This is a genomic window from Bradyrhizobium sp. Pha-3, from assembly GCF_042258615.1.
GTDB lineage: Bacteria > Pseudomonadota > Alphaproteobacteria > Rhizobiales > Xanthobacteraceae > Bradyrhizobium.
Map to the genome: position 1 here is coordinate 35,799 of NZ_CP170152.1, position 24,746 is coordinate 60,544.

A 24,746-nucleotide genomic window follows, 5' to 3' on the forward strand; every position below is an offset into this window, starting at 1 on the left:
TTGATGATGAAACGTTTTCCGCATGGCATCGCGATCGCGGCCTTTCTGCTCACGCTGTTCGCAGCCGGCGCCGCGGTCGCGCAGGGCTCGATGAGTGGCGTTCCCAACGCCATGCAGGGCTTTTCGCAGAACCGCGACCAGCCGATCCAGATCGAGGCCGCCTCGCTCGAGATGCGCGACAAGAAGAAGGAGGCGACCTTCGCCGGCAATGTGAAGGTCGTGCAGGGCGATACCACCATGACCTCGAAGGTCCTGGTCGTGTTCTACGAGGACAAGTCGACGCAGGCGCCGGCGCCGGCCACGGGTGGCACCTCGGGTGGTACCAAGGCTGCCGCCGCTCAGAAGGGCGCGCCGATACAATCGGCGACCCCGGGCCCCGGCGGCGCGTCCTCGATCAAGCGGCTGGAGGCGAAAGGCAATGTCGTCGTCACCCAGAAGGATCAGGTCGTCACCGGCGAGACCGCGATCTTCGACACCAAGACCAACCTGATCACCATGCTCGGCGGTGGCGGCGGCCAGGTGGTGCTGACCCAGTGCCAGAACGTGCTGCGCGGCGACCGTCTGCTGGTGGACATGACGACGGGCGTGTCGCGGGTGGAATCCGAGAGCGGCAAGGTGCAGGGCCTGTTCATCCAGTCGCAGGGCGGGCAGAACGGCAAGGGCGGCTGCGGCACGCCGGCTGCCCCCGGCACGGCCCCCGCAGCGCCGTCGCCGCTTCAACTGCTTCCGGGCAGCAAGTCGAAGTAGGCTCCATAAAGTAAGCCTCACGTAAGGTGAAGTAGAATCAATAAGTTAGATAATATTTTGCGCCCGCGAGGTTGAAGCGCGCGGGGCGAGACTGTATCTACTCCAGCGGCCCGGCCGGACGATGTGCCTTCGAGGGGGAGTTATGTTGGCCGGGACAAGGGCATCCATTCATTCAAGGCGCGGGTGATCGCGCTTTGCCGTGTTGTTTGAGCATGATCTCCGCGCAGACGCGTCCGCTTTTGTCGCGAAGGAATGTCGGTATCCAGTTTTCCGGCTCATGCTGGCGCCTTGCCGTGCGAATCGATTGGTGCGCAGGCAAGGTCGCGGGATCACCGTGAAAGGCTGAAGCGAAGCGGGGATGGTGGATTTTCTCGGCATGTTCCGGCGGCGCCCTGCGAAACGCAGTTCCGGATTTGCGCGCGCGCATGACGACATCACGGCGCTCGACGACCAGTTCGGCGAGATGCTGACGTCACCGGTGCGCGACGCGCCGCCGATGGCGCGTGCCGCTCCGGTTCCCGCCGTCGAGCTGCCGCGATCCCAGCCCGCAGCAGCGCCGGCCCCGGCGCGGGCGAGGCCGGCCAGGAACAACGCAGCTTCTGCGCCGCAGCTCATCAAGCGGCCGGGCTATTTGGCTGTGCATAGCGTGGAAAAGAGTTTCGGCAGCCGCCAGGTCGTGCGCGGCGTCAGCATCTATGTGCGCCGCGGCGAGGCGGTCGGCCTGCTCGGGCCGAACGGCGCCGGCAAGACCACCGTGTTCTACATGATCACCGGCCTGATCAAGGCCGATCGCGGCGCGATCGAGCTCGACGGCCACGACGTCACCAAGCTGCCGATGTATCAGCGCGCGCGCCTCGGCATCGGCTATCTGCCGCAGGAAGCCTCGATCTTTCGCGGCCTGTCGGTCGAGCAGAACATCCGCGCCGTGCTCGAGGTCGTCGAGCCCTCGAAGAAGAAGCGCGAGCACGAGCTGGATTCGCTGCTCGACGAATTCAACATCACACGGCTGCGCAAGAGCCCGTCGATCGCGCTGTCCGGCGGCGAGCGCCGCCGCGTCGAGATTGCGCGCGCGCTGGCGACGCGTCCCAACTACATGCTGCTCGACGAGCCGTTCGCCGGCATCGACCCGATCGCGGTCGGCGACATCCAGGATCTCGTCCGTCATCTCACCAACCGCGGCATCGGCGTGCTCATCACCGATCACAATGTCCGCGAGACGCTCGGCCTGACCGACCGTGCCTACATCGTCTATGCCGGCGAGATCTTGACTGAGGGAAGCCCGGAGGAGATCGTTAATGATCCCGATGTACGTCGGCTTTACCTTGGCGAGGAATTCCGCCTGTAGCCAAAAAATCCCATCCGTCAAGCCGTGTACAACGGCTCCGGACTAAGATAAGCAAGAATCGAGCCAACTTTTTGGAATCGATCTTGCCTCCATGGCACTGACGCAAAGACTAGAGTTCCGCCAGTCGCAGTCGCTGGTGATGACGCCGCAGCTGATGCAGGCGATCAAGCTGCTGCAACTGTCGAACCTGGATCTGTCGGCCTTTGTCGAGGAAGAGCTGGAGCGCAACCCGCTGCTCGAGCGGGCCGCCGACGGGCCGGAGCCACCGGTAGCGGGCGAGCCGGTCATGGACCGGCCGGACTACGGCGATTCCGACGGTTCCTCGAGCTACGGAGACGACGGCGACGCGTCCGACATGGCCGCAGGCTCGGGCGGCGAGGCGGCCTTTGAGCCCGGCCAGGAGGAATGGCTGAACCGCGACCTCGGCACCCGCGCCGAGATCGAGCAGACGCTCGATACCGGGCTCGACAACGTGTTCTCCGAAGAGCCGGCCGAAGCCGCCGCGCGCGCCGCGCAGGACGCAGCCCCGTCGGTCTATACCGAATGGGGTGGCGGCGCCTCCAGCGATGACGAATACAATCTCGAAGCCTTCGTGGCCGCCGAGCTGACGCTCGCCGACCACCTCGCCGAACAGCTCGCGGTGGCGTTCTCGGCGCCGGCGCAGCGCATGATCGGGCAGTATCTGATCGACCTGGTCGACGACGCCGGCTACCTGCCGGCCGATCTCGGCCAGGCCGCCGAGCGGCTCGGAGCGTCGCAGCAGGCGGTCGACGAGGTCGTCGCGGTGCTGCAGAAGTTCGATCCGCCGGGCGTGTGCGCGCGAAACCTGAGCGAGTGCCTGGCGATCCAGCTGCGCGAGCTCGATCGCTACGATCCGGCGATGCAGGCGCTGGTCGAGCATCTCGATCTGCTCGCCAAGCGCGACATCGCGGCCTTGCGAAAGCTCTGCGGCGTCGACGACGAAGACATCACCGACATGATCGCGGAGATCCGCCGGCTCGATCCGAAGCCCGGGCTGAAGTTCGGCACCGCGCGGACGCAGACCATGGTGCCCGACGTCTATGTGCGTCCGGGCCCCGACGGCGGCTGGCATGTCGAGCTCAACAGCGACACTCTGCCGCGCGTCCTGGTCAACCAGACCTATTACTCTGAGCTGTCGAAGACGATCCGCAAGGACGGTGACAAGTCGTACTTCACCGACTGCCTGCAGAACGCGACCTGGCTGGTCCGCGCGCTCGATCAGCGCGCCCGCACCATCCTGAAGGTCGCAACCGAAATCGTCCGCCAGCAGGACGGATTCTTCACCTATGGCGTCGCGCACTTGCGGCCGCTCAATCTGAAGGCGGTGGCGGATGCGATCCAGATGCATGAATCGACGGTGTCGCGCGTCACCGCCAACAAATACATGGCGACCAATCGCGGCAGTTTTGAATTGAAGTATTTTTTCACCGCGTCGATCGCCTCAGCCGACGGCGGTGAGGCACACTCGGCCGAAGCGGTGCGTCACCACATCAAGCAGTTGATCGACGGCGAGGCGCCGTCGGCGATCCTGTCCGACGACACGATCGTGGAACGTTTGCGCGCTTCGGGCATTGATATTGCCCGCCGCACCGTCGCGAAGTACCGCGAGGCGATGCGGATACCATCCTCGGTGCAGCGCCGCCGTGACAAACAGAGCATGCTTGGTAATGCCCTTTCGGCTCCTGCCTCCTCGCCCGACCGCTCGCGCGATACAGCCCCCGTTTAGGTTACTTCTTGAGTACGACCCCGTCCGAGTACGGGCAGGTTCATGCGCTCGTTGCGTTCGCGTCAAATCGCGATAGTCTCAATCTTTCCTGGCGAAGCGTCGTCCAGCAAGGGAGGTGACCGGAAGCCCAGCAAACATCGTGCTCCTGCAAGCGTGACCGAGGCATCCAGCAATTGAGGCATCAAATGACCCTTCGAATCTCGGGAAAGAGCATCAGCATCGGCGAGGCGCTTCGCGCGCGCGTCAGCGAGCGCACCGACGAGGTCCTGCGAAAGTATTTTGATGGCAACTATTCCGGTCACATCACGCTGAGCAAGGATGGCTTCGGCTTCCGCACCGACTGCTCGCTGCATCTGGATTCCGGCATCACGCTGGAAGCCGAATCCAACGCCGCCGACGCCTATGCCAGCGCGGACGCCGCGCTGTTGATGATCGAGAAGCGCCTGCGCCGCTACAAGAGCCGGCTCAAGGACCGCTCGGCTCGCAAGACCTATGCCGCGAACGCTGCGCTTGCCGAATTGAACGGCGCAGGCCTTAACAGTGCAGGGCTCGACGCGCCGAGCTACGTCATCGAGGCGCCCGAGAACGAGGACGAGGTCACCGAATACAGCCCGGTGATCATTGCCGAGGCAACCACTGCGCTGAAGCGGCTGTCGGTCAGCGAAGCCGTCATGGAGCTCGATCTGACCGGCGCCTCCTGCCTGGTATTCCAGCATGGCGGCAGTGGCCGGTTGAACATCATATACCGCCGTACGGACGGCAATGTCGGCTGGGTAGATCCGCCGGCGGTGAGCCCCTGAGGATAGTTGGCCGATGGCATTGACGTCCGAAGCCAGCCCTGCTTATGGTCCGCCGCCTCCAGGAATAAGGGGGGCGGAACAGGGTTCGCAGGTGTTGGCACCGCCGATACGTTGGAGTAGAAGCCCTGCCAGTTGGACCCGGGCTAAGCCCGCATCCCACCTCAACTTCTTGACGCCGCCGCTGTAAAGCCTATTTCGCAACCTGACGGTTCATTCACCTCGGAACGTCCCAATGCCGATTACCGATTTGGTCGCACCCGAGGCGATTCTCCCGGCTTTGAAAGTCATCAGCAAGAAGCAGGCGCTGCAGGAACTCGCGGCGCGTGCGTCTGCGCTGACCGGGCAGAACGAACGCGCGATCTTTGAAGTGCTGCTGCAGCGCGAGAAGCTCGGCACCACGGCGGTCGGCTATGGCGTCGCCATTCCGCACGGCAAGCTGCCCAAGCTGGAGAAGCTGTTCGGCTTCTTCGCCCGCCTCGAGCGCCCGATCGATTTCGAGGCGATGGATGGCCAGCCGGTCGATCTGATCTTCCTGTTGCTCGCACCGGAAGGCGCCGGTGCCGATCACCTCAAGGCGCTGGCGCGCATCGCCCGCCTGCTGCGCGACCAGGACGTCGCCAAGAAGCTGCGTGCCTCGCGCGACGCGCAGGCGATCTACTCGGTGCTCGCGCTGCCGCCGGCGAGCGCGGCGTAATCATCCGCATTCGCGAATTCCTTCGCGCAACGGTCATCAGGGCAAAGTCGAAGCATCACGCGTTGGCGCGCGACACTGCGCGATCATTTCGATCGCCGTAGCCCGGATGAAGCGAAGCGCAATCCGGGAAAATCTCGCAACCAGCGCAAATCCCGGATTACGCTGCGCTTCATCCGGGCTACGAAGCGTTCGCAATTCTCTCAGCAGATCGTCGGCAGCAGACGGCGGACTTCTTCGAGCAGATCGGGGATGGCCTTCTCGTCGCTGGCGAGGTGCCTGAGCAGGGCGCTCTGGAACAGGCCGTCGAACAGCGCGTAGAGCGCGGCCGGAGACGATGCCGGCTTCCTGTTGCCGAGCTCTGCGTAGCGCGTGGCGATGCGCCAGATCATCGCTTCCAGGCTCTTGTCGATCTCGAGCACGTCCTTGCGAAACGCAGGCTCGAACATCGCCTGCGAGCGCAGATCGTACCAGAGCCGGTGCATGCGGGCTTCGTCCTGCAACGTCGCCGCGAGCTTGGCGAGGAAGCCTTCGGTCAATTCGTCGCGGCTTCGTGCCGTCGTCACCACCTCGTCGTAGCGCGTCACGCATTTCGCCTTGTAGTGACGGACGCAGCAGCAGATCAGATCGAGCTTGTCGCTGAAATAGTAGTGAAACACGCCGTGCGTGAATGCGGAGTTTTGCGCGATCTCGCGCAGGCTGGTGCGCGCGAAGCCGAGTTCGCCGAGCGTTTCGAGCGCGGCTTCCGCCAGCTCGACGCGGCGTGCGTTGAACTTCTCGTCGCGCAGCGTCTCGGCTGCCACCGCCACGCGTTGGGCCGCTCCTGTCGCTTGCCGCGCCATCCCGTGCCTTTCCTGTCGCTTCCCTAGAGCAAACTTATACCGCGCGAACCGCAGCGCACTCCACCTCTTCACAATCATCCTCTTTGACACTTGTCAAATTCAGGCTTGACAAGTGTCAAGTTCCTGGACGAGGGTTGGCGCAATAATTTGGACAACCGTCAAGACGGCTGACCTAACGACATCAAGGAGGAGATGCAGTGCCGGGCGCGCCAACGCTGCGCCCCGTCGACGCCTGCCGCCACCACCAATGCGCTGAGAATATGCCGATCGCCGGCCCGTGCTGTCGCCGGCCGCGCCACCGATCAAAATCACCAAGCAAAGGGAGGACTACGTCATGAGTGGGAAGAGCCTTGAAGGCAGGAAAGCCCTGGTCACCGGCGGCGCCCGGGGGATTGGCGCAGCTATCGCGCAGGCGCTGGCGCGCTCCGGCGCCGCGGTCATGATCGGCGATATTCTCGACGATGCCGGCAAGGCGAGTGCCGCCGAGATCGCCAAGGCGGGGGTGAAAACCGGCTTCGTCAAGCTCGACGTTACCGACGACGCGCAATGGGAAAGAGCCGTCGCCGCGACGGTCGAAACCCTCGGTGGCTACGACATCCTGATCAACAATGCCGGCATCGAGATCACCTCGCTGGTCGCCGATATCAAGGCCGAGGACGCGCGCCGCATGTGCGAGGTCAACATCGTCGGCACCGTGCTCGGCATGAAGCACGCCTTCCGCGCGATGCGGCCGGGCGGAGCCGCGGGCAAGGGCGGCGCAGTCGTCAACATCGCCTCGGTCGCGGCAACGATCGCCTTTCCGAGCATCGCCGTCTACTCCGGCACCAAATCCGCCGTCGATCGCATGACGCGGGTCGGCGCGATGGAAGCCGGCAAGCTCGGCTACGGGGTGCGGGTGAACTGCATCTATCCCGGCCTGATCCCGACCGACATGGGTCTGCAGCTTGCCAATGACATCGTGAAGATCGGTCTCGCGCCCGACGTCAATGCCGCCGTCGGCTCGGTGGTGGAGCAGACGCCGCTCGGCAAGCTCGCGGAAGTCTCCGACATCGCCGACGCCGCGGTGTTCCTGTGCTCGAACGAGGCCCGCTTCATCACCGGCGTCGGCCTGCCGGTCGATGGCGGCATGGGCATGTAACAGCAAAGCCGACAACAAGCATTTAGGAGGATCGCAATGAGCGAGAAGAAGCCCGTCATCGTCTACGGCGCGTCCGGCTACACCGGCCGGCTGGTCTGCGAATATCTGCGCGAATACAACATCCCCTTCATCGCCGCCGGCCGCAGCGGCGAGAAGCTCAATGCCGCGATGAAGTCGAACGTGGCCGGCATCGAGACCGCCGACTACGAGGTGGTGACTGTGCCGCACACCGCGGCCGCGCTGACCGAACTGTTCAAGGGCGCCTCGGTGGTGCTCAACACCGTGGGTCCGTTCGCCAAGTTCGGCACCGAGGTGGTGCAGGCCTGCCTGGCTGCCAAGTGCCACTACACCGACACGACAGGCGAGCAGGACTGGCTGATCACGCTCGAACAGGAGTTTGGCGCGAAGTTCGCCAATGCCGGTCTGCTGCTCGCGCCGGGCATCGCGCAGATGTACACCACCGGCGAGATCGCCGCGCAGCTGTGCCTGGAGACGCCCGGCCTCGACACGCTTGATATCGCCGTGTTCTGGGGCGGCAGCCCGACCATCGCCTCGACGCAGACCATCCTGGTCAACGCCGCGATGGCCAAGGCCTACTATTTGGAGCAGAACAAGTACGTCGAGCATCAGCCCGATGCCGGCCTCTACAACCTCGCCATCCCCGGCCAGCACGAGCTGGCGCTGGCGCTGCCCTGGGGCGGCACCTCGCACCCGGTGTGGTTCAAGCGCGATCCGCGCGTCGCCAACGTCAAGGTGCTGGGCGGTGTGTTCAACCGCGCGCTGATGCTGGGCGTGCCGCAGATCGTCGCCGCAGCGCTGGAGGCGACCAAGGACATGAAGCCCGACGAGCGCTACGCCGCGTTGGCGCAGACCGCCGCCGGCGTGATGAACACCATGCCGCCGCGCGAGAACCCGCGCGTCAACAAGTCGATGGATTCGGTGTACGCCTCCGGCCCGCTGGGGCGCGCGCACTGCGTCATCTACGGCAACAGCAACTACAAGCAGACCGGCCTGCTACAGGCCTTTGCCGCGGCATACCTGCTGCAGCAGCCGCCCAAGCGCGTGGGCTTCGCCTCCGGCTGCCAGGCGTTCGGCCATCACGAACTGCTCGGGCAATTGCGCAGCTTCGGCCTGGTCGGCAAGCCGGTGCTGACCGTGCACGATTGAGCTTGAGCCCCGATTGGCTCGGGGCTCAACACTCCGTTCCCTGAAGCGTTTTCGTCAAGCGGACCGGTATCCAATTGTTCGAAAACGCCGCCTCCGCGGGTGACGCAGTCGCGCGTCACCCGCCTCTTGCGCGAGACCTGCCATGCGCTTCATCGATTATCTCGACAAGGGTGCCTCGCTCGGCGCCGACGCGCCGTGCCTCACCATGGATGGCCGCGATCTCAGCTATGGCGAGGTACAGCGGCTGAGTTACCGGATCGCGCGCGGGCTCGCGCGATCGGGCATCGCGCCCGGCGAGAAGGTCGCGATCCTGTCCGGCAACGATCCGCTCGCCTTCGCCTGCGTGTTCGGCATCTCGCGCGCCGCTGCGGTGTGGTGCCCGATCAATCCGCGCAACGAGGCGACCGAGAACAAGTTCATCCTCGATCAGTTCGATTGCAGCCTGCTGCTGTTTCATTCGAGCTTCGCGCCGATGGTCGAAGCCGTGAGGCAGGATCTGCCCAAGCTGCGCGCGCTGGTCTGCCTCGATACCGAGCTGCCGTTCGCGCCATCGTTCGATCGCTGGGTCGGCGGGCTCACCGATGATGTCTATCAGCGCGAGGTGATCGACGATCTCGCGATGATCCCGGGCACCGGCGGCACCACCGGCAAGCCGAAGGGCGTGATGCTCTCGGGCCGCAACATCGAGGCGATGACGGCGCTGACCCTGATGGGCTACCCGTTCAAGGGCCGTCCGATCTATCTCGCGCTGGCGCCGCTGACCCATGCCGCCGGCGTGCTTTGCTTTCCGATCATGACGCTGGGCGGCCGCGTCGTGATCATGCACCACCCTGATATCGGCGAATACCTCGCGCTGATCGCGCGCTACCGCGTCACGCATACGTTCCTGCCGCCGACCGTGATCTACATGCTGCTCGATCATCCCGGGCTCGATGCAGCCGATCTCAGCTCGCTGCAATGCTTCTGGTATGGGGCGGCACCGATTTCGGCGACGCGGCTCGCCGAGGCCCTGAAGCGCATCGGGCCGATGGCGCAGCTGTTCGGCCAGACCGAGGCGCCGATGATGATCTCGATGATGGCGCCCGCCGATCATTACAATCCGGACGGCAGCATTGCGATGGATCGCCTCGCGTCCGCCGGGCGGATCGGCCCGCTGGTGCAGGCCGGCATCATGGATGGCGACGGCAAGCTGTTGCCGGCGGGATCGCGCGGCGAGATCGTGGTCCGTGGTTCGCTTGTCATGGAAGGCTACTACAAGAACCCGGAGGCCACGCGCGAGGCCTCGGCGCATGGCTGGCACCACACCGGCGATATCGGCTACATCGACGGCGACGGCTACCTCTACATCGTCGACCGCGCCAAGGACATGATCATCACCGGCGGCTTCAACGTCTACTCGATCGAGGTCGAGAACGCGTTGCGTGCCCACGAGGCGGTGCAGGATTGTGCCGTCATCGGGCTGCCCGACGACAAATGGGGCGAGCGGATCGTCGCGGTGGTGCAGCCGCGCGCCGGCCAATCCGTCGATGCGGCGGCGCTGGCCGCGTTCGTCAAGCAGCAGGTCGGCAGCATCAAGACGCCGAAGCAGATCGAGGTCTGGGACGATCTTCCGCGGTCCAAGGTCGGCAAGGTGCTGAAGCCGGACATCCGCGCGCGCTTGACGGAACGTTCAGGCGGCTAGGGCGTCGCTTGATGGTGACGCTGCCGACCTGACGCTGTTGCCGCACCGGGTTTTAAACGCTCGCTATTCGCCGGCCTTGAGCGTAGAGTCGCGTCATCACCGCCCATCCACGGCATCCACCGGTGACTGAGGGTAACGTAGGGCTCCCGCCAACAGATGAGGAGCATACGTGTCTGGATTTCGTCTGGCCGATTGGATCGTGCCGCCGGTGATCGTTCCCCTGTTTCTTCTGCTCCTGGTGGCCGCTGCCGCCGTCCTGCATGGATAAGGCGACGCAGCGATGAATTCGGCGGCACCGGCGTTTGGCCACGCCAGGCGGACGCTTGATGCGACCGGCAACGCGCAGGCGCGCAGGCGGCGCACAACCAAAATCATGAAATGCTCGGTGTGATGATCGCCCGGAAAGGCACCTGTATGAAAACGCTTCTATTCGCCGCGGTTGCGGCCGGCCTCATTGCGCAAGGCGCGCTCGCGGCAGAACCGGCCTGCAACAAGATCGAAGGCACGGTCGGTCGTCTCGCCTGCTACGATGCCGCGTTCCCTCCGACGGTCAAGAAGCCTCCGGCCATCGATAGCAACGTGCCGCGATCCGAATACAAGGACCCGTTGATCGCGGAAGATGCCCGCGTTGCGGCGAAGCTGAAAAACGTCTGTCGCGGTTGCTGAGATTTGCGACGATACGCGAGTGGCCAACGACGAGCGCACCGCTTCGTCCCTGGCGTCACCGCGTCTGGTGGCCGGCGGAAGGAGCCTTGATGGCAAGCGAAACAACCTACGTCGTGCAGGCGTTCAACGCCGGCAAGGGCGGGCATCTCAAGCCGGACCCTCCGATCGTCTGCAAGACGGCAAATGGCGCACTGCGAACGGCAGAGCGCCTGGCGTTGAGCAAGCTCGCGGTCGTCGCATTCTCGTCCACCGGCGATCCCGAAATGGGCGACTATGATGATGAGCCTGTCGTCTTCTTCCGGAAAGGCGATCTTCCGGCGGTGTTCGGTTAAAGGCCGGTTGCGAAGGCTACGCAAGGGAGAACCCGGATGAGCGAGCGACTTGAAACACTGAAGAAGGCGCGTGATCGCATGATCGAGGACAGGGACGCGCATGCGAAAGTGCTGGCCGCTCCGTTCGATCGTGATAAGGCCGAGCGGGCCCGCAGCAAGTTCGTCGAAGTTCAGGCGTTGGTCGAGGCTCTGGATCGCGCCATCAGCGCCGAGAACTCCGTTTCAGCAAGGGACTGAAACCAGATGCGGCGCGCGACGGGTTTGAACGTGTATTGACAACCGGCCGTGGCGCCAGAAAAATCCGGGGGTCATCGTTCTGCATCGACCCCTGGGATCACCGATGTCCCTCGACATTCGCTTCCATCGCACTCCCGTCGACGTTCTCGCTTACGAGCTCGCCGAGGAGAAGGCGTCTGCGCTCGGGCGCATGGGCCGAGCGTTGGAGCAGGCTCTCGCCAGGCTGCGCGAGTTCGATGCTGTCCATCCGCGCGCCGAAGCATCGGCATCCGCCCAACAGGCACGGCGCATCCTGGTGCGAGAGGCCGGCCACGCGCTCTGGATGTTCGTGGTGCAGCGGGAAGCTTGCGGCATGCGCGACAGCCGCGCGATCATGCGCACCTACAATGTGCCCGGCGAAGTGCAGCACTGCATGGGCCCGATGCTCGCCACATCGACCGCATCGCCGTAAAGGCGCAGACCACCACTGCGCTGCAGCACTGGTCGACGAGCATGTTCGACGACCAGTGCCACAGACCAAGGTCGAATTTACCGGGCGGACCGAAGGACTAGATTTCGTCGTGCAAGACCGTGTCATGAAGGGATGTCGTACTCCCGCGATGGCGATCGGTTAGGCCGCGCGCGATCCAGGACCGGCTTCCTTAAGGTCTGCATGGGCACGCCCCGCGCATTTGCGGCCCTGCCCCAACCAAACAAACAATCGGGCATCGATACCACCGTCCACTGCCGTGGACGGGGGGACGAAACGCATTCCAGATGGCCCGAAGATGTTGGGCCAGGGAGATGTACAATGACGACATTGGACATTGCAGTCGCCCCGCTCCCGGAAGCCGAGCATCAAGCGCAATTGCGTCGCGCATTGATTGCCAGCACGGTAGGCACCACCATCGAATGGTATGACTTTCTGCTTTACAGCACGGTGACCGGCCTGGTCTTCGGCAAGCTGTTCTTTCCCAAATCCGATCCCTTGGTCGGCGTGCTGGAAGCCTTCGCCATCTACACGGTGGGCTTCATCGCGCGGCCGATCGGCGCCGCGATCTTCGGTCACTTTGGTGATCGCATCGGCCGCAAGGCGACGCTGATCGCAACGTTGCTGTTGACCGGAATCGCCACCGCGGCGGTCGGCCTCGTCCCCACCTATGACCAGATCGGCATCTGGGGCGCCGTCATCCTGACCGTCATCCGCTTCCTCCAGGGCGTCGGCGTCGGCGGCGAGTGGGGCGGCTCGGTGCTGCTCTCCATGGAGTGGGCGCGGACCAACCAGCACCGCGGCTTCATCACCTCGTGGCCGCAGCTCGGCGGTCCCGCCGGGTTGCTGCTGGCAAATATCGCGGTGCTGGTGTTCAGCCGGATTTCCGGCGACCAGTTCCTGGTTTGGGGCTGGCGCATCCCATTCCTGCTCAGCCTCGTGATGATCGCGATCGGGCTCTACATCCGGCTCGGCATCATGGAGACGCCGACGTTCCGGCGGATCGTGGCCGAGAATCGCGTCGCGCGAGTCCCGGTGATCGAGGTGATCAAGCGCCAGCCGCGGTCGATCATCCTCGCGGCGCTGGCGCGGATGGCCGAACAGGCGCCGGCCTACATCTATCTGGCGTTCGTGTTCGCCTACGGCACCCAGGTCATCCATCAGGACCGCGACTTCCTGCTGATCTGCCTGATCTGTGCCGGTCTCGTCTCGCTCGTCACCATTCCGCTGGCCGGACACCTGTCGGATCGCATCGGGCGCAAGCGGATGTATCTGATCGGCTCGGTGCTGACCGGGCTGTTCGGCTTCGCCTATTTCGGCTTGCTGAACACCGCGGCGCCGGCGCTGATCTTCATCGCCATCGTGCTGTCGTTCGTGCCGCACGACCTGATGTATGGGCCGCAAGCGGCGCTGATCGCCGAATGCTTCACGCCGCGGCTGCGCTACAGCGGTAGCTCGATCGGCTACCAGCTCTCCTCGGTCATATCAGGCGGACCGGCACCGTTGATCGCCACCGCGCTGCTGGCCGCCACCGGCTCCGGCTACGTGATCGCGCTCTACATCCTGTTCTGCGCGGTGGTCAGCATTGTCGCGACCGCCTTGATGCCCGACTACACCAACAAGGACATTTCCGAGGAGCACGACAGGCCCTGATCGAATGATCCAAACGATGTCTGCAAAAAAATGCGCGGGCCGCCTCGATCGGTATCGAGGCATGCCCGCGCATTGAACTCGCGGATGCTGAATTCGCCGTGCGTCAATGGACGCTGACGGCCTGCAGCTCGTTGCTCCAGGCGTTCGCGATCGCGGCTTCGCGGCTGTCGGTCAGCATGATCGGCGTGCCGTCGGCGGCATGCAGTGCGAACAGCTTGAGGCCCGGCGCGATCTTCGGCGCCTGCGGAAAGAGATCCGGCACGTCCTCGGAACGGACCTGCTTCACATAGGCGATATGGCCCTCGCCCAGATGGGCCAGCGCTTCCGGCGTGACGCTGTCGGATTGGAAGATGATATTCGCTTCACTCATGGTCTCGACTCCTCAGTCAGATAAGCGGTCGAGTCCGCTCGTTGTTTCTATTATTCGTGTTCATTGATAGCGATTGTCTTAACGACCCGTTCAGGTTCCGGCCTGGCTAGGTCGATCGACAACAACCCGTTCTTCAGATCCGCGCCCAGCACCTGCATCCCCTCCGCCAGCACGAAGGTGCGCTGGAAGTGGCGCGCGGCGATGCCGCGATGGATGTATTGCCGAGCCTTGTCGTCCTGCTGGCGGCCGCGGATGACGAGCTGATTTTCCTCAATAGTTACATCGAGTTGGTCGCGGGTGAAGCCCGCCACCGCCAACGTGATGCGGAGCCGCTCGGGCTGCCCGTTGGAACGGTCGCACCGCTCGATGTTGTACGGAGGATAGCCGTCAGCGCCCTTCACGACGCGGTCGAGCGCACGCTCGATCTCGTCGAATCCCAGAAGGAACGGACTGGACAACGATGGAACACGAGACATTACAAAGTCCTCTCGAAGCGACTTTGAGGGGCCCTTGCGGCACCCCATGCAACCGGCGGGCCGCTTGCCCGTCGGTCACAAGCCAATATGGGAGTGATCTGGATAGCGTTCAAGCGCCTCTGAAACCAGCGTAAATGCCGCCTGGAGCATGCCGGTTCTGACCGAATCAGGACCGATATGCTCCGCTTTTTGCTTTAGGCGCGTCTTCTTCACGCGAACCGGTGTCCACTTCGCTCGAAAACGCGCCAGCATGGCCCCAATCGTTCCCGATCGGTTACGGGCCGATGCGCTTGCGGCCGTCAGCGGTAAATAGATGCAGTTTGTCGCGCGGCGCCACCGCCCGGATCTGCTCGCCGATCGCAGGCCCAACGGCGCCGGGAACCCGGACGATCACTTCGCCGGGCGGCAGCTCGCCCGGATTGGCGGCGATCGCCCGTTCCTCGCGCTGGCGGCTGCCATAGACGAAGGTCTCGGCGCCGACATGCTCGATCGCCTCGACCGTCAGACCGAGCGCGACGCCGCCGGATGCGGTCTCACCGGTGATCACGAAATCCTCGGGCCGGATGCCGACGATGCCGGCGCCATCGGCGCCCGCGATCTGGGATTGCAGTTCGTCCGAGCGCAGCGGCATCAGGTTCATCGGCGGGGCGCCGATGAAGGAGGCGACGAAGGTGGTCGCCGGCTTCTGATAGATCTCCAGCGGATTGCCGATCTGCTCGACCTGGCCGCCATTCATCACCACGAGGATGTCGGCGAGCGTCATCGCCTCGAGCTGGTCGTGGGTGACATAGATCGAGGTGGTGTTGAGCCGGCGCTGCAGCTTGCGGATCTCGACCCGCATCGCGATGCGCAGCTTGGCGTCGAGGTTCGAGAGCGGCTCGTCGAACAGGAAGACTTTCGGCTGGCGCACGATGGCACGGCCCATGGCGACGCGCTGGCGCTGGCCGCCGGAGAGCTGGCGCGGCTTGCGCTCCAGCATCGGCGAGAGCTCGAGGACGCGCGCGGCTTCCTCGACGCGGGTCCTGATCTCGGCTTCGGCCATGCCGCGGTTGCGCAGGCCGTAGGCCATGTTGTTGTAGACGCTCATGTGCGGATAGAGCGCGTAGTTCTGGAACACCATCGCGATGTCGCGATCGGCGGGCTCGACCTGGTTGACGACGCGGCCGCCGATGTCGATCTCGCCGCCGCTGATGGTCTCGAGCCCCGCGACCATGCGCAGCAGCGTGGACTTGCCGCAGCCGCTTGGGCCGACCAGCACGCAGAACTGGCCGTCGCCGACGTCGACATCGACGCCCTTGATGGCCTCGAAGCCGCCGGGATAGGTCTTGCGGACGCTGCGCAGCGTGACGTTGGCCATTACTTTTCCGTCTCCACCAATCCGCGCACGAACAGTTTCTGCATCACGACGACGACGAACACCGGCGGCAGCATCGCGAGCAGCGCGGTCGCCATCACCACAGGCCATTCAGTCAGCGCATCCGTCGTGGTGATCATCTTGCGGATGCCGACCTGGATGGTCTGCATGTCGTCGCGCGTGGTGATCAAAAGCGGCCAGAGATACTGATTCCAGCCGAGGATGAAGAGGATCACGAACAGCGCGGCCATGTTGGTGCGCGACAGCGGCAGCAGCGTATCCCAGAAGAAGCGGAACGGGCCCGCGCCGTCGATCCGTGAGGCCTCCAGCAATTCATCCGGCACGGTCATGAAGAACTGCCGGAACAGCAGCGTCGCGGTGGCCGAGGCGATCAGCGGCAGCGACAGGCCGGCATAGCTGTCGAGCAGATGTAGATCGGCGACGATCTTGTAGGTCGGATAGATGCGCACCTCGACCGGCAGCATCAAGGTGATGAAGATGATCCAGAAGATCGCCATCCGGAACGGAAACCGGAAATAGACGATCGCGTAGGCCGAGATGATCGAGATCGCGATTTTGCCGACCGCGATCAGCAGCGCCATGATCAGCGAGTTCAGCATCATGTTGAGCACCGGCTCGCGGGTCGAGCCGCTCGTGCCGACAAACAGCGTCTGGTAGTAGGTCTCGAAGAAATGGCCGCCGGGCAACAGCGACATCTGGCCGTTGGCGATGACGGCGTTGTCCTGGGTCGAGGCGACGATCGCCAGATAGACCGGGAAGGCGACGATCGCGATCCCGATCCACAGGATGGCGTGAGCCAGATAGCGCTGGAAGCCCTCCTCCTCGACCATCAGTAGGTCACCTTGCGTTCGACGAAGCGGAACTGGATGCCCGTCAACACGATGACGATGACCATCAGGATGACCGACTGTGCTGCGGAGGAGCCGAGATTGCCGCCGAGCAAGCCATCGGTATAGACCTTGTAGACCAGCGTTTCGGTCGCCTTGCCGGGGCCGCCGCGGGTCATCGTGTCGATGATGCCGAAGGTGTCGAAGAAGGCGTAGACGATGTTGATGACCAGCAGGAAGAAGATCGTCGGCGACAGCAGCGGGAAGATCACGGTCCAGAACCGCCGCATCGGGCGGGCGCCGTCGATCGCGGCGGCCTCGATCACGCTCTTCGGGATGCTCTGCAGCCCGGCGAGGAAGAACAGGAAATTGTAGGAGATCTGCTTCCAGGCCGCGGCGAGGATGATCAGGGCCGCCGCCTGGTCGCCGTCGAGCAGCGGATTCCAGTCGACGCCCATGGCGCGCAGATAGCGCGACAGCACGCCGAGCGAGGGGTGCAGCATGAACACCCAGAGCACGCCGACCACCGGCGGGGCGACCGCGTAGGGCCAGATCAGCAGCGTGCGGTAGAGCGTCGAGCCGCGCAGCGGCTTGTCGGCCATGACCGCGAGCAGCAGCGCGAACGACAGCGAGGAGACCGCGATCGCAAATGAGAACGCGAAGGTTCGGACGATCGCCGCGAAATAGGCCGGGTCCTTGAACAATTCGAGATAGTTCTCGAACCACACGAAGCTGGTCGAAAGGCCGAAAGCGTCCTGCAGCAGGAAGGATTGGATCACCGCCTGCGCGGCCGGCCAGTAGAAAAAGATCAGGACGATCGCGAGTTGCGGGGCAACCAGCGCGTAAGGCAACAACTTTGACTGGAAAACCGCTTGTTTTTGCATGATCTCGGCAAAATGGCAGGCCGCGTTTGCGGCCTGCCGGTTGATGGCCTCAAGGCATCATGTCAGTGGACGGCAGTCTTTTCAAACTGCCGCAGCATCTGGTTGCCGCGCTCGACGGCCGAGTCCAGTGCTTGCTTGGCGGTCTTCTTGCCGGCCAGCGCCTGCTCGATCTCCTCCGACCACATGTCGCGCAGCTGCACCATGTTGCCGAGGCGCAGACCGCGGGAATTCTCGGTCGGCTCCTTGTTGGTGAGCTCGAGCAGCGGCGTCTCCAGATAGGGCTGGTCCTTGTAGAAGCCCTCTGCCTTGGCCTTGGCGTAGGCTGCCTTGGTGATCGGCAGATAGCCCGAGGCCTTGTGGATCCAGATCTGGCGATCGGTGTCCGAGAGGAAGGTCAGGAACTTGGCCACGCCCTTGTATTCCTCGGCCGACTTGCCGCCCATCACCCAGAGCGAGGCGCCGCCGATGATCGAGTTCTGCGGCGCGCCCTTGACGTCGGGATAATAGGGCATCGGCGCAGCGGTGAAGTTGAACTTGGCCTGCGCCTTGACGTTGCCGAAGAAGGCCGACGAGGTCAGGTAGATCGGGCACTCGCCCGCGGTGAAGCGGCCTTCGCCGGTGTTGGTGCGGCCGGCATAGTCGTAGGTCTTGTCCTTCTGCAGCTCGACCAGGTTCTCGAGATGCTTGACCTGCAGCGGGCCGTTGAATTCGAGCACGGTGTCGAAGCCGTCGAGGCCGTTGGCCTTGCTGGCGAGCGGCACGTTGTGCCAGGCCGACAGCTGCTCAAGATTGACCCAGGTGACCCACGAGCCGGAGAAGCCGCAGGTGGTGTAGCCGGCCGCCTTCAGCTTCTTGGCGTCCTCGAACACTTGCGGCCAGGTCTTCGGGATCTCCGCGATGTTGGCCTTCTTCAGCGCGTCGAGATTGACCCACATCACGGTCGACGACGAGTTGAAGGGGAACGACAGCATCTCGCCCTTCGAGGTCGAGTAGTAGCCGGTGATCGCGGGCAGATAGACGCTCGGATCGAACTTCTCGCCGGCGTCGGCCATCAGCTTGTAGACCGGTTTGACGGCGCCGGTGGCGGCCATCATCGTCGCGGTGCCGACCTCGAACACCTGCATGATGTGCGGCGCGTTGCCGGCGCGGAATGCGGCGATGCCGGCGTTCATGGTGTCGGCGTAGCCGCCCTTGTAGGTCGGGATCACCTTGTAATCGGACTGCGAGGCGTTGAAGTCGTTGGCCAGCTTGACGATGACGTCGTTGTTGGCGCCGGTCATCGCGTGCCACCACTGAATCTCCGTCACCGCAAACGCAGGCGACGCGAATACAAGCGTGGCAGCGGCTGCCGCAGCAGCGCCTAATCGTCGAAAAATCATCAAAAGCCCCTCCGGTTGGAACACCATCTTTCGTTGGGCGCGTTATCAGCGCCGGATGACGTTCAAATGACCGTATAAACGAAAGCCATGGTACGGGGGAAGGCGAAGCGAAGGGAAGCGGTAAAAAAGGCGGAGATTGCAGCCCACCTGCGTGCGGTGCAACGCCGGACGCGACGTTGCACCGCAGGGGTGATGTGTTGGCTTGATGCGACCGGTGCCCATCCCGCATCACGTGCGGGACGGGCTTTGCTCGAATGCGCCCTTAGCGCTTGCGCTGGGGACCGCAGACCACGCCCTTGTCGACCAGGCCGTTGATCTCGTCCTTGGAGTAGCCGAACTCGCCGAGCACTTCCGCAGCGTGCTGGCTGAACTTCGGCGGCGTGCGGCGCAGGCTCGGCTTGGTGCGTTCGAGGCGGATCGGGGAGGCGACACCCTTGTACCAATCCTTCTCGATGACATCGCCGCGATGGATGGTGTGCGGGTTGGTCAGCGCCTGGTCGATCTTCTGCACCGGGCCCGCCGGCAGGCCCGCGGCGAGCAGCCGGTTGCACAGCGGCTCGGCCTCGTGCTGGCTGAACACCGCGGCAAGCTCGGCGCGCAGCGCATCGCGGTTGGCGATGCGGTCCTTGTTGCGGGCAAAGCGCGGATCGGTGCCGAGCTCCGGCTTGCCGATCTCCTTGGCGAGCTTGCGGAAGGTGCCGTCATTGCCGACGCCGATGAAGATGTTGTCCGTCTTGGTCGGGAAGATCGCGTAAGGAACGAGGTTGGGATGCTCGTTGCCGGTGAGCTGCGGCGGCTTGCCGTGCATGAAATAGTTTGCGGTGTGCGGATGCATGATCGCAAGCCCGGTCTCGTACAGCGTCGTCTCGATGAACTGGCCGAGCCCGGAGCGCTGCCGCTCCGACAGCGCCATCAGGATGCCGATCGCCGCATAGAGCCCGGTCGTGATGTCGACCAGCGGCACGCCGATGCGCATCGGACCGCTCTCCGGCGAGCCGGTCGCCGCGATCATGCCGGTCATCGCCTGAATGATCGCATCATAGCCGGGATTGCCGCCGCGCGGGCCATCGGCGCCGAAGCCGGAGATCCGGCAATGCACGAGGCGCGGAAATTTCGCGCGCAGCACGTCGTTGCCGATGCCCCATTTGTCGAGCGTGCCCGGCTTGAAATTCTCGATCAGCACGTCGGCGGTCTCGAGCATCTTCATCAGCACCGCGCGTCCACCCTCGGAGGCGAGGTCGAGGCCGATCGAGCGCTTGTTGCGGTTGATGCCGACGAAATAGGCCGCGTCTTCCTCATGGAAGGGAGGGCCCCAGTCGCGCACCTCGTCGCCGGCGGGCGGCTCGACCTTGATTACGTCGGCGCCGTGGTCGGCAAGGATCTGGGTGCAATACGGGCCGCCGAGCACGCGCGTCAGATCGATCACGCGCAGTCCGGTCATCGCGCCCGTCGCCGCTGGGGTATTCATGGAAACAACCTTCGCTCAGTTGGGATCAGAAAACGAGGGTCCCAGAGCTAACGGTGTTCAGGCGAGGCAGCAATGCTTCCGTCGGCGCAGGCCCATGCAGCAGGCGGCGCGTGCGTTCGCCAAGCGAACTAAAAAGAGCGAACTGGCATCTGCAATGCCCTCTGGAAATGCAATAGTCCGCCACGCGGCACGTGGCGGACTATTGACGGAAGTCGGATTAGACGACGCTCAGCTTGACGTCGACATTGCCGCGGGTCGCGTTGGAATAGGGGCACACCTGATGGGCCTTCTCGACCAGCGCTTCGGCATCGGCGCGGGACAGGCCGGGCAGCGAGACGGCGAGATCGACGGCAAGGCCGAAGCCGCCTTCCGAGCGCGGGCCGATGCCGACCGTCGAGGTCACCGAGGCGTCGGCGGGAACCTTGGGGCCGCCCTGGGAGGCCACGAATTTCATCGCGCCGATGAAGCAGGCGGCATAGCCGGCTGCGAACAGCTGCTCCGGATTGTTGCCGGCGCCACCGCCGCCACCGAGCTCCTTCGGGGTCGTGAGCTTGACGTCGAGCGCGCCGTCGAGCGTTGCCGCATGGCCGTCGCGGCCGCCGGTTGCCTTGGCGCTGGTCTTGTAGAGCACGTTCACAGACATCGTGGTCTCCCTTGGGTTTGGACTTCAGTTCGAATTCAGCGATCGATGTATTGCATGCAATTAGATTGCGTGCAATATAATTTATGCGGCCTCACATTTAATTGTTCGCAATTGAATTCGCGGTCCAGTGAGCCCAGAATGACCCGGAAACGAGATGGATTCGATAGGAATCATGGTCAGGAAACAGACGGCGGCGGATCAGGCGCTGCGGCTCGATAACCAGATCTGCTTTGCGGTCTATTCGACGGCGCACGCCTTCAACCGCGTCTACAAGCCGCTGCTCGACCGGCTCGGGCTGACCTACCCGCAGTATCTCGTGATGCTGGCGCTGTGGGAGCGCGACGACGTGCCGGTGAAGGACCTCGGCGAGCGCCTGTTCCTGGATTCCGGCACACTGACGCCGCTGCTGAAACGGCTGGAGGCGGCGGAGCTGATCAAGCGGACCCGCAGCACCGAAGACGAGCGGGTCGTGCTGATCGCGCTGACGCCGCAGGGCCACGCGCTGCGTGAAAAGGCCAAGGCGGTTCCGCAGTCGATCCTCGCGGCCTCGGACTGCACGGTTGGCGAGTTGATGGCGATGAAGGATGAGATCGTCGCGCTGCGCGACCGGCTCAATGCGGTGCTGGGGGAGTAGCGGGCGTGGTTAGAGGCGCTTCTTGGCGAAGGCGCGGCCGGATGCTGACTTCAGATACTTTTCAAAAGCGACGGCCTGCTTCTCTTCGCTGAAGGCGACGTACGTCTTCAGATGCCAAGGTCCATATTTGGATGTATGGGGCACTTCGCCGGCATTGTGCTTAGCCAGTCGAGCTCGCAGATCGTCCGTGAGACCGACATAGAAGTGCAGGCGATCGAGGCTTTCGAGAATATAGACGTACTTCATCTGACCCCCACGCGCTTGATGGGGCCGATGCTAACGCATTTGAAGTTTGGTGAGAGCCCGGCTTCGCCCTTCGGGCTACGCCGCGGCAGCCTTCGCTCACTTCGCTACGAGGGACTTCCTAGGCCTGCCGAGCCGTAGCTCGCGAAGCGAGCGAAGGCTGGTGGAGCCAGGCGGGATCGAACCGCCGACCTCTTGCATGCCATGCAAGCGCTCTCCCAGCTGAGCTATGGCCCCTTATCCAGTTGGGATGATCCTGGGGGATCAATCCCGGCCTCCGAGCCCTAGGCGACTCGTGAGGATGCACCCTTCACCACAGATCGGCACCGATCTCAAGTCTCTTCGTCGCCGCCGACGTCACCAATAATATCGGTCACGTCCTCATCGCCCTCTTCCTCGTCGGCGATGAAGGTCGAATCGTCGTCATCATCGTCGTCGATGGTCTCATCGACCTCGATATCGTCCTCGGATTCGGGAACCACGGCCTTGACCTTGCCAGTGTTCTCCTCGGCATCGGCCTCCTCGAGCGAGACCAATTCTTCGGTCTCGGCCGCCTCGGGCATCTCGGCGGCGGTCGCGGGCGAACTGACGGTCGCGCCACGGCCCCGCGGCGGGGCTACAGGCGCGATCGGCACGACCTCACCGGTGTAGGGCGAAATCACCGGATTCTTGTTGAGGTCGTAGAACTTCTTGCCCGTGGTCGGGCAAATGCGCTTGGTTCCGAGCTCGGACTTAGCCAACGTGGTCATCCCAGAATTTTGCTGAAAAACGGTGCTTCACTTGGCTAGTTGAGGAGCCGCTGTCAATAGCGGTTTGCGCGCAAGTGACGGGCGCGTGACGCGGTGTTGCCTATGTGATACCTGCCGCGTCGCGAGAGGACACAATCTTGGCTCATTCCGACACCCCGACCCCGCTGGAATCGCGCGTTTGCGGCCCCCTGGCCGGCAAGGTCCGCATTCCCGGCGACAAATCGATTTCCCACCGCGCCCTGATCCTTGGGGCGCTTTCGGTCGGCGAAACCCGCATTTCCGGTCTTCTGGAGGGCGAGGACGTCCTCAATACCGCCAAATCCATGCGCGCGCTGGGCGCCAAGGTGGAGCGGACGGCGCCATTTACCTGGTCGGTCGCAGGCGTCGGTGTCGGCGGCTTCGCCCAGCCCTCGGCCCCGCTCGATTTCGGCAATTCCGGCACCGGCTGCCGGCTGGTGATGGGCGCGGTGGCCGGCTGCCCGATCGCGGCCATTTTCGACGGCGACGCCTCGCTGCGTACGCGTCCGATGCGGCGGATTCTCGATCCCTTGGAGCTGATGGGGGCCCGTACCAGCGACATCAGGGAGGGCGGCCGGCTGCCGCTCACCCTGCACGGCGCCCGCTATCCGGTGCCGATCGTCTACAAGACCCCGGTCGCCTCGGCCCAGATCAAGTCCGCGGTGCTGCTGGCGGGCCTGTCCGCGCCCGGCATCACCACGGTCATCGAGCAGGAGGCGAGCCGCGACCACACCGAGCTGATGCTGAAGCATTTCGGCGCCGAGATCTCCTCGGAGAAGGAAGGCAGCCATGGCCGCAGGATCTCGCTGAACGGCGAGCCCGAGCTGCACGGCGCCGAGGTCGTGGTGCCCGCCGATCCGTCCTCGGCGTCGTTCCCGATCGTGGCGGCGCTGGTCGTCGAGGGGTCCGACGTCGTGTTCTCCGACGTGATGACCAATCCGCTACGCACCGGCCTGTTCACCACGTTGCGCGAAATGGGCGCCTCGATCGAGGAGAGCGATGGGCGCGGCGATGCCGGCGAGCCGATGGCGCAATTGCGCGTGCGTGCCTCGAAGCTGAAGGGCGTCGAGGTGCCGCCGGAGCGCGCGCCGTCGATGATCGACGAATATCTGGTGCTGGCGGTCGCGGCGGCGTTTGCCGAGGGCACCACGATCATGCGCGGTTTGCAGGAGCTGCGCGTCAAGGAGTCCGACCGTCTCGAAGCCACCGCGGACATGCTGCGTGTCAACGGCGTCAAGGTCGAGGTTTCCGGCGATGATCTGATCGTCGAGGGCCGCGGCCACGTTCCGGGCGGCGGCCTTGTTGCCACCCACATGGATCATCGCATCGCGATGTCGGCGCTGGTGATGGGCTGTGCGTCGGATCGGCCGGTGAAGATCGACGACACCGCCTTCATCGCCACGAGTTTCCCGGATTTCATTCCGATGATGCGCGCGCTCGGAGCTGACTTCGCATGATCATCGCCATCGACGGACCCGCCGCCTCCGGCAAGGGCACGCTCGGCAAGCGGCTCGCCCACCACTACGGCTACCGCCATCTCGACACCGGCGTGATCTACCGCGCGGTGGCCTATGCGATGATGGCGCAGGGCGCCGACCTCAACGACGAGGCGCTGGCGGTGGCGGTCGCGCTCGAGCTCGATCCCGAGAAATTCGGCAATCCGATCCTGAAGACCCAGAAGGTCGGTGAGGGCGCGTCGGTGGTCTCGGCCTTTCCGAGGGTGCGCGAGGCGCTGGTCAGCTTCCAGCGCCAGTTCGCCGCCGATCCGCCCGGTGCGGTGCTGGATGGGCGCGACATCGGCACCGTGATCTGCCCGGATGCCGACGTGAAGATCTTCGTGGTCGCCGATCCCCGCGTGCGGGCGCGGCGGCGCACCCTGGAAGCCCGCGCCCGCGGCGAGGACGCCGACGAGGAGGCGGTGCTGGCCGACATCCTCAAGCGCGACGAGCGGGACAAGAACCGAGCTGTTGCGCCGTTGCGGCCCGCGGCGGACGCCCACACGCTGGACAATTCCAATCTCGACATCGAGGCCGGCGTCCGCGCCGCCATCGCCATCGTCGAGGCGGCGCGCGCCAGACGCTAGAATAGCTGGCATTGGAGGGCCCTTTCGGCCCGAAAACCCAGCAAAATGGGGCATTTCCTGCTTGCCGAAAACGGCTCGCAGG

General features: G+C 64.3%; 28 protein-coding genes and 1 tRNA gene. 16 read left to right on the forward strand and 13 right to left on the reverse strand.

Annotation, left to right across the window (positions count from 1 at the left end; translation table 11 throughout):
* Positions 1-3 precede the first annotated feature (3 nt).
* The 5 genes from ACE10Z_RS00160 (at position 4) to ptsN (ending at position 5,333) form a co-directional block, all read left to right on the forward strand.
* Entirely contained in the window at positions 4-747 is a 744-nt protein-coding gene (locus ACE10Z_RS00160) for an LptA/OstA family protein (protein WP_375786155.1), read from the forward strand.
* Between the two features lie 358 nt (positions 748-1,105).
* Positions 1,106-2,092: an LPS export ABC transporter ATP-binding protein gene (lptB, locus tag ACE10Z_RS00165; RefSeq protein ID WP_375786156.1), complete on the forward strand. Its 987-nt coding sequence runs from the start codon at positions 1,106-1,108 to the stop codon at positions 2,090-2,092.
* Between the two features lie 91 nt (positions 2,093-2,183).
* Positions 2,184-3,839 carry an RNA polymerase factor sigma-54 gene (gene rpoN / locus ACE10Z_RS00170; protein ID WP_375786157.1) on the forward strand — a complete coding sequence of 552 codons (1,656 nt, stop codon included), beginning with the start codon at positions 2,184-2,186 and terminating at the stop codon, positions 3,837-3,839.
* A 185-nt stretch (positions 3,840-4,024) separates the two neighbouring features.
* On the forward strand, positions 4,025-4,639 hold the full coding sequence (gene hpf, locus ACE10Z_RS00175; RefSeq protein ID WP_375786158.1) for a ribosome hibernation-promoting factor, HPF/YfiA family: 615 nt from the start codon (positions 4,025-4,027) through the stop codon (positions 4,637-4,639).
* Between the two features lie 232 nt (positions 4,640-4,871).
* On the forward strand, positions 4,872-5,333 hold the full coding sequence (gene ptsN, locus ACE10Z_RS00180) for a PTS IIA-like nitrogen regulatory protein PtsN (protein WP_016843543.1): 462 nt from the start codon (positions 4,872-4,874) through the stop codon (positions 5,331-5,333).
* A 200-nt stretch (positions 5,334-5,533) separates the two neighbouring features.
* Here the strand turns inward: ptsN and ACE10Z_RS00185 are convergent, their stop codons facing one another.
* The gene (locus ACE10Z_RS00185; RefSeq protein WP_375786159.1) at positions 5,534-6,139 is read right to left on the reverse strand and encodes a TetR/AcrR family transcriptional regulator; all 606 of its coding nucleotides are present in this window, start codon (positions 6,137-6,139) and stop codon (positions 5,534-5,536) included.
* A 367-nt stretch (positions 6,140-6,506) separates the two neighbouring features.
* Between ACE10Z_RS00185 and ACE10Z_RS00190 the strand changes: the two genes are divergently transcribed.
* The 8 genes from ACE10Z_RS00190 to ACE10Z_RS00225 all read left to right on the forward strand — a co-directional run bounded on the left by ACE10Z_RS00190 (position 6,507) and on the right by ACE10Z_RS00225 (position 13,515).
* Positions 6,507-7,310 carry an SDR family NAD(P)-dependent oxidoreductase gene (locus tag ACE10Z_RS00190; protein WP_375786160.1) on the forward strand — a complete coding sequence of 268 codons (804 nt, stop codon included), beginning with the start codon at positions 6,507-6,509 and terminating at the stop codon, positions 7,308-7,310.
* Between the two features lie 36 nt (positions 7,311-7,346).
* On the forward strand, positions 7,347-8,477 hold the full coding sequence (locus ACE10Z_RS00195; protein ID WP_375786161.1) for a DUF5938 domain-containing protein: 1,131 nt from the start codon (positions 7,347-7,349) through the stop codon (positions 8,475-8,477).
* Between the two features lie 142 nt (positions 8,478-8,619).
* Complete coding sequence (locus tag ACE10Z_RS00200) at positions 8,620-10,158, forward strand: AMP-binding protein (RefSeq protein WP_375786162.1); 1,539 nt, start codon at positions 8,620-8,622, stop codon at positions 10,156-10,158.
* A 378-nt stretch (positions 10,159-10,536) separates the two neighbouring features.
* Positions 10,537-10,824 carry a hypothetical protein gene (locus ACE10Z_RS00205; RefSeq protein WP_375786163.1) on the forward strand — a complete coding sequence of 96 codons (288 nt, stop codon included), beginning with the start codon at positions 10,537-10,539 and terminating at the stop codon, positions 10,822-10,824.
* Positions 10,825-10,913: 89 nt separating this feature from the next.
* Complete coding sequence (locus ACE10Z_RS00210; protein WP_375786164.1) at positions 10,914-11,156, forward strand: hypothetical protein; 243 nt, start codon at positions 10,914-10,916, stop codon at positions 11,154-11,156.
* Positions 11,157-11,192: 36 nt separating this feature from the next.
* Positions 11,193-11,393 (forward strand): hypothetical protein, encoded by a 201-nt coding sequence (locus ACE10Z_RS00215; RefSeq protein WP_375786165.1) that lies wholly within the window; start codon positions 11,193-11,195, stop codon positions 11,391-11,393.
* 103 nt (positions 11,394-11,496) lie between these two features.
* Positions 11,497-11,844 (forward strand): DUF6665 family protein, encoded by a 348-nt coding sequence (locus ACE10Z_RS00220; protein WP_375786166.1) that lies wholly within the window; start codon positions 11,497-11,499, stop codon positions 11,842-11,844.
* 339 nt (positions 11,845-12,183) lie between these two features.
* Entirely contained in the window at positions 12,184-13,515 is a 1,332-nt protein-coding gene (locus tag ACE10Z_RS00225; RefSeq protein ID WP_375786167.1) for an MFS transporter, read from the forward strand.
* 103 nt (positions 13,516-13,618) lie between these two features.
* Here ACE10Z_RS00225 and ACE10Z_RS00230 read toward each other — a convergent pair whose 3' ends face one another.
* From ACE10Z_RS00230 to ACE10Z_RS00270, 9 genes are all read right to left on the reverse strand, one after another.
* Positions 13,619-13,885 carry a DUF1150 domain-containing protein gene (locus ACE10Z_RS00230; RefSeq protein ID WP_024584317.1) on the reverse strand — a complete coding sequence of 89 codons (267 nt, stop codon included), beginning with the start codon at positions 13,883-13,885 and terminating at the stop codon, positions 13,619-13,621.
* Positions 13,886-13,935: 50 nt separating this feature from the next.
* A complete protein-coding gene (locus ACE10Z_RS00235) occupies positions 13,936-14,361 on the reverse strand; it encodes an Hsp20 family protein (protein WP_106321711.1) in 426 nt (141 codons plus the stop codon).
* 75 nt (positions 14,362-14,436) lie between these two features.
* Positions 14,437-14,613, reverse strand: a complete 177-nt coding sequence (locus tag ACE10Z_RS00240; RefSeq protein WP_375786168.1) for a hypothetical protein — start codon at positions 14,611-14,613, stop codon at positions 14,437-14,439.
* Positions 14,614-14,635: 22 nt separating this feature from the next.
* Complete coding sequence (locus ACE10Z_RS00245) at positions 14,636-15,718, reverse strand: sn-glycerol-3-phosphate import ATP-binding protein UgpC (RefSeq protein WP_375786169.1); 1,083 nt, start codon at positions 15,716-15,718, stop codon at positions 14,636-14,638.
* Positions 15,718-16,566, reverse strand: a complete 849-nt coding sequence (gene ugpE / locus ACE10Z_RS00250; protein ID WP_223971514.1) for a sn-glycerol-3-phosphate ABC transporter permease UgpE — start codon at positions 16,564-16,566, stop codon at positions 15,718-15,720. The genes ACE10Z_RS00245 and ugpE overlap by 1 nt, the downstream gene beginning before the upstream one ends.
* Positions 16,566-17,447, reverse strand: coding sequence for a sn-glycerol-3-phosphate ABC transporter permease UgpA (gene ugpA, locus ACE10Z_RS00255; protein ID WP_375786170.1), 882 nt, complete (start codon positions 17,445-17,447; stop codon positions 16,566-16,568). The genes ugpE and ugpA overlap by 1 nt, the downstream gene beginning before the upstream one ends.
* A gap of 62 nt (positions 17,448-17,509) precedes the next feature.
* Positions 17,510-18,826 carry a sn-glycerol-3-phosphate ABC transporter substrate-binding protein UgpB gene (gene ugpB / locus ACE10Z_RS00260; protein ID WP_375786171.1) on the reverse strand — a complete coding sequence of 439 codons (1,317 nt, stop codon included), beginning with the start codon at positions 18,824-18,826 and terminating at the stop codon, positions 17,510-17,512.
* Positions 18,827-19,088: 262 nt separating this feature from the next.
* Positions 19,089-20,294, reverse strand: a complete 1,206-nt coding sequence (locus ACE10Z_RS00265; RefSeq protein ID WP_298371377.1) for a CaiB/BaiF CoA-transferase family protein — start codon at positions 20,292-20,294, stop codon at positions 19,089-19,091.
* 217 nt (positions 20,295-20,511) lie between these two features.
* Entirely contained in the window at positions 20,512-20,937 is a 426-nt protein-coding gene (locus tag ACE10Z_RS00270; RefSeq protein ID WP_092120797.1) for an organic hydroperoxide resistance protein, read from the reverse strand.
* Between the two features lie 172 nt (positions 20,938-21,109).
* On the opposite strand from ACE10Z_RS00270, the gene ACE10Z_RS00275 reads away from it, so the two are divergent.
* On the forward strand, positions 21,110-21,571 hold the full coding sequence (locus ACE10Z_RS00275) for a MarR family transcriptional regulator (protein ID WP_342725387.1): 462 nt from the start codon (positions 21,110-21,112) through the stop codon (positions 21,569-21,571).
* A 9-nt stretch (positions 21,572-21,580) separates the two neighbouring features.
* On the opposite strand, the gene ACE10Z_RS00280 is transcribed toward ACE10Z_RS00275, so the two are convergent.
* The 3 genes from ACE10Z_RS00280 to ACE10Z_RS00290 form a co-directional block, all read right to left on the reverse strand.
* The gene (locus ACE10Z_RS00280; protein ID WP_375786172.1) at positions 21,581-21,817 is read right to left on the reverse strand and encodes a GIY-YIG nuclease family protein; all 237 of its coding nucleotides are present in this window, start codon (positions 21,815-21,817) and stop codon (positions 21,581-21,583) included.
* 158 nt (positions 21,818-21,975) lie between these two features.
* Positions 21,976-22,051, reverse strand: a tRNA-Ala gene (locus tag ACE10Z_RS00285).
* A gap of 95 nt (positions 22,052-22,146) precedes the next feature.
* Positions 22,147-22,554: a TIGR02300 family protein gene (locus ACE10Z_RS00290; protein ID WP_029082481.1), complete on the reverse strand. Its 408-nt coding sequence runs from the start codon at positions 22,552-22,554 to the stop codon at positions 22,147-22,149.
* A 146-nt stretch (positions 22,555-22,700) separates the two neighbouring features.
* Here ACE10Z_RS00290 and aroA point away from each other — a divergent pair, with 146 nt between their 5' ends.
* Both aroA and cmk read left to right on the forward strand, forming a co-directional pair.
* Entirely contained in the window at positions 22,701-24,038 is a 1,338-nt protein-coding gene (gene aroA, locus ACE10Z_RS00295) for a 3-phosphoshikimate 1-carboxyvinyltransferase (protein ID WP_375786173.1), read from the forward strand.
* Complete coding sequence (cmk, locus tag ACE10Z_RS00300; protein ID WP_298370137.1) at positions 24,035-24,664, forward strand: (d)CMP kinase; 630 nt, start codon at positions 24,035-24,037, stop codon at positions 24,662-24,664. Before aroA ends, cmk begins: the two co-directional genes overlap by 4 nt.
* Positions 24,665-24,746: the final 82 nt, after the last annotated feature.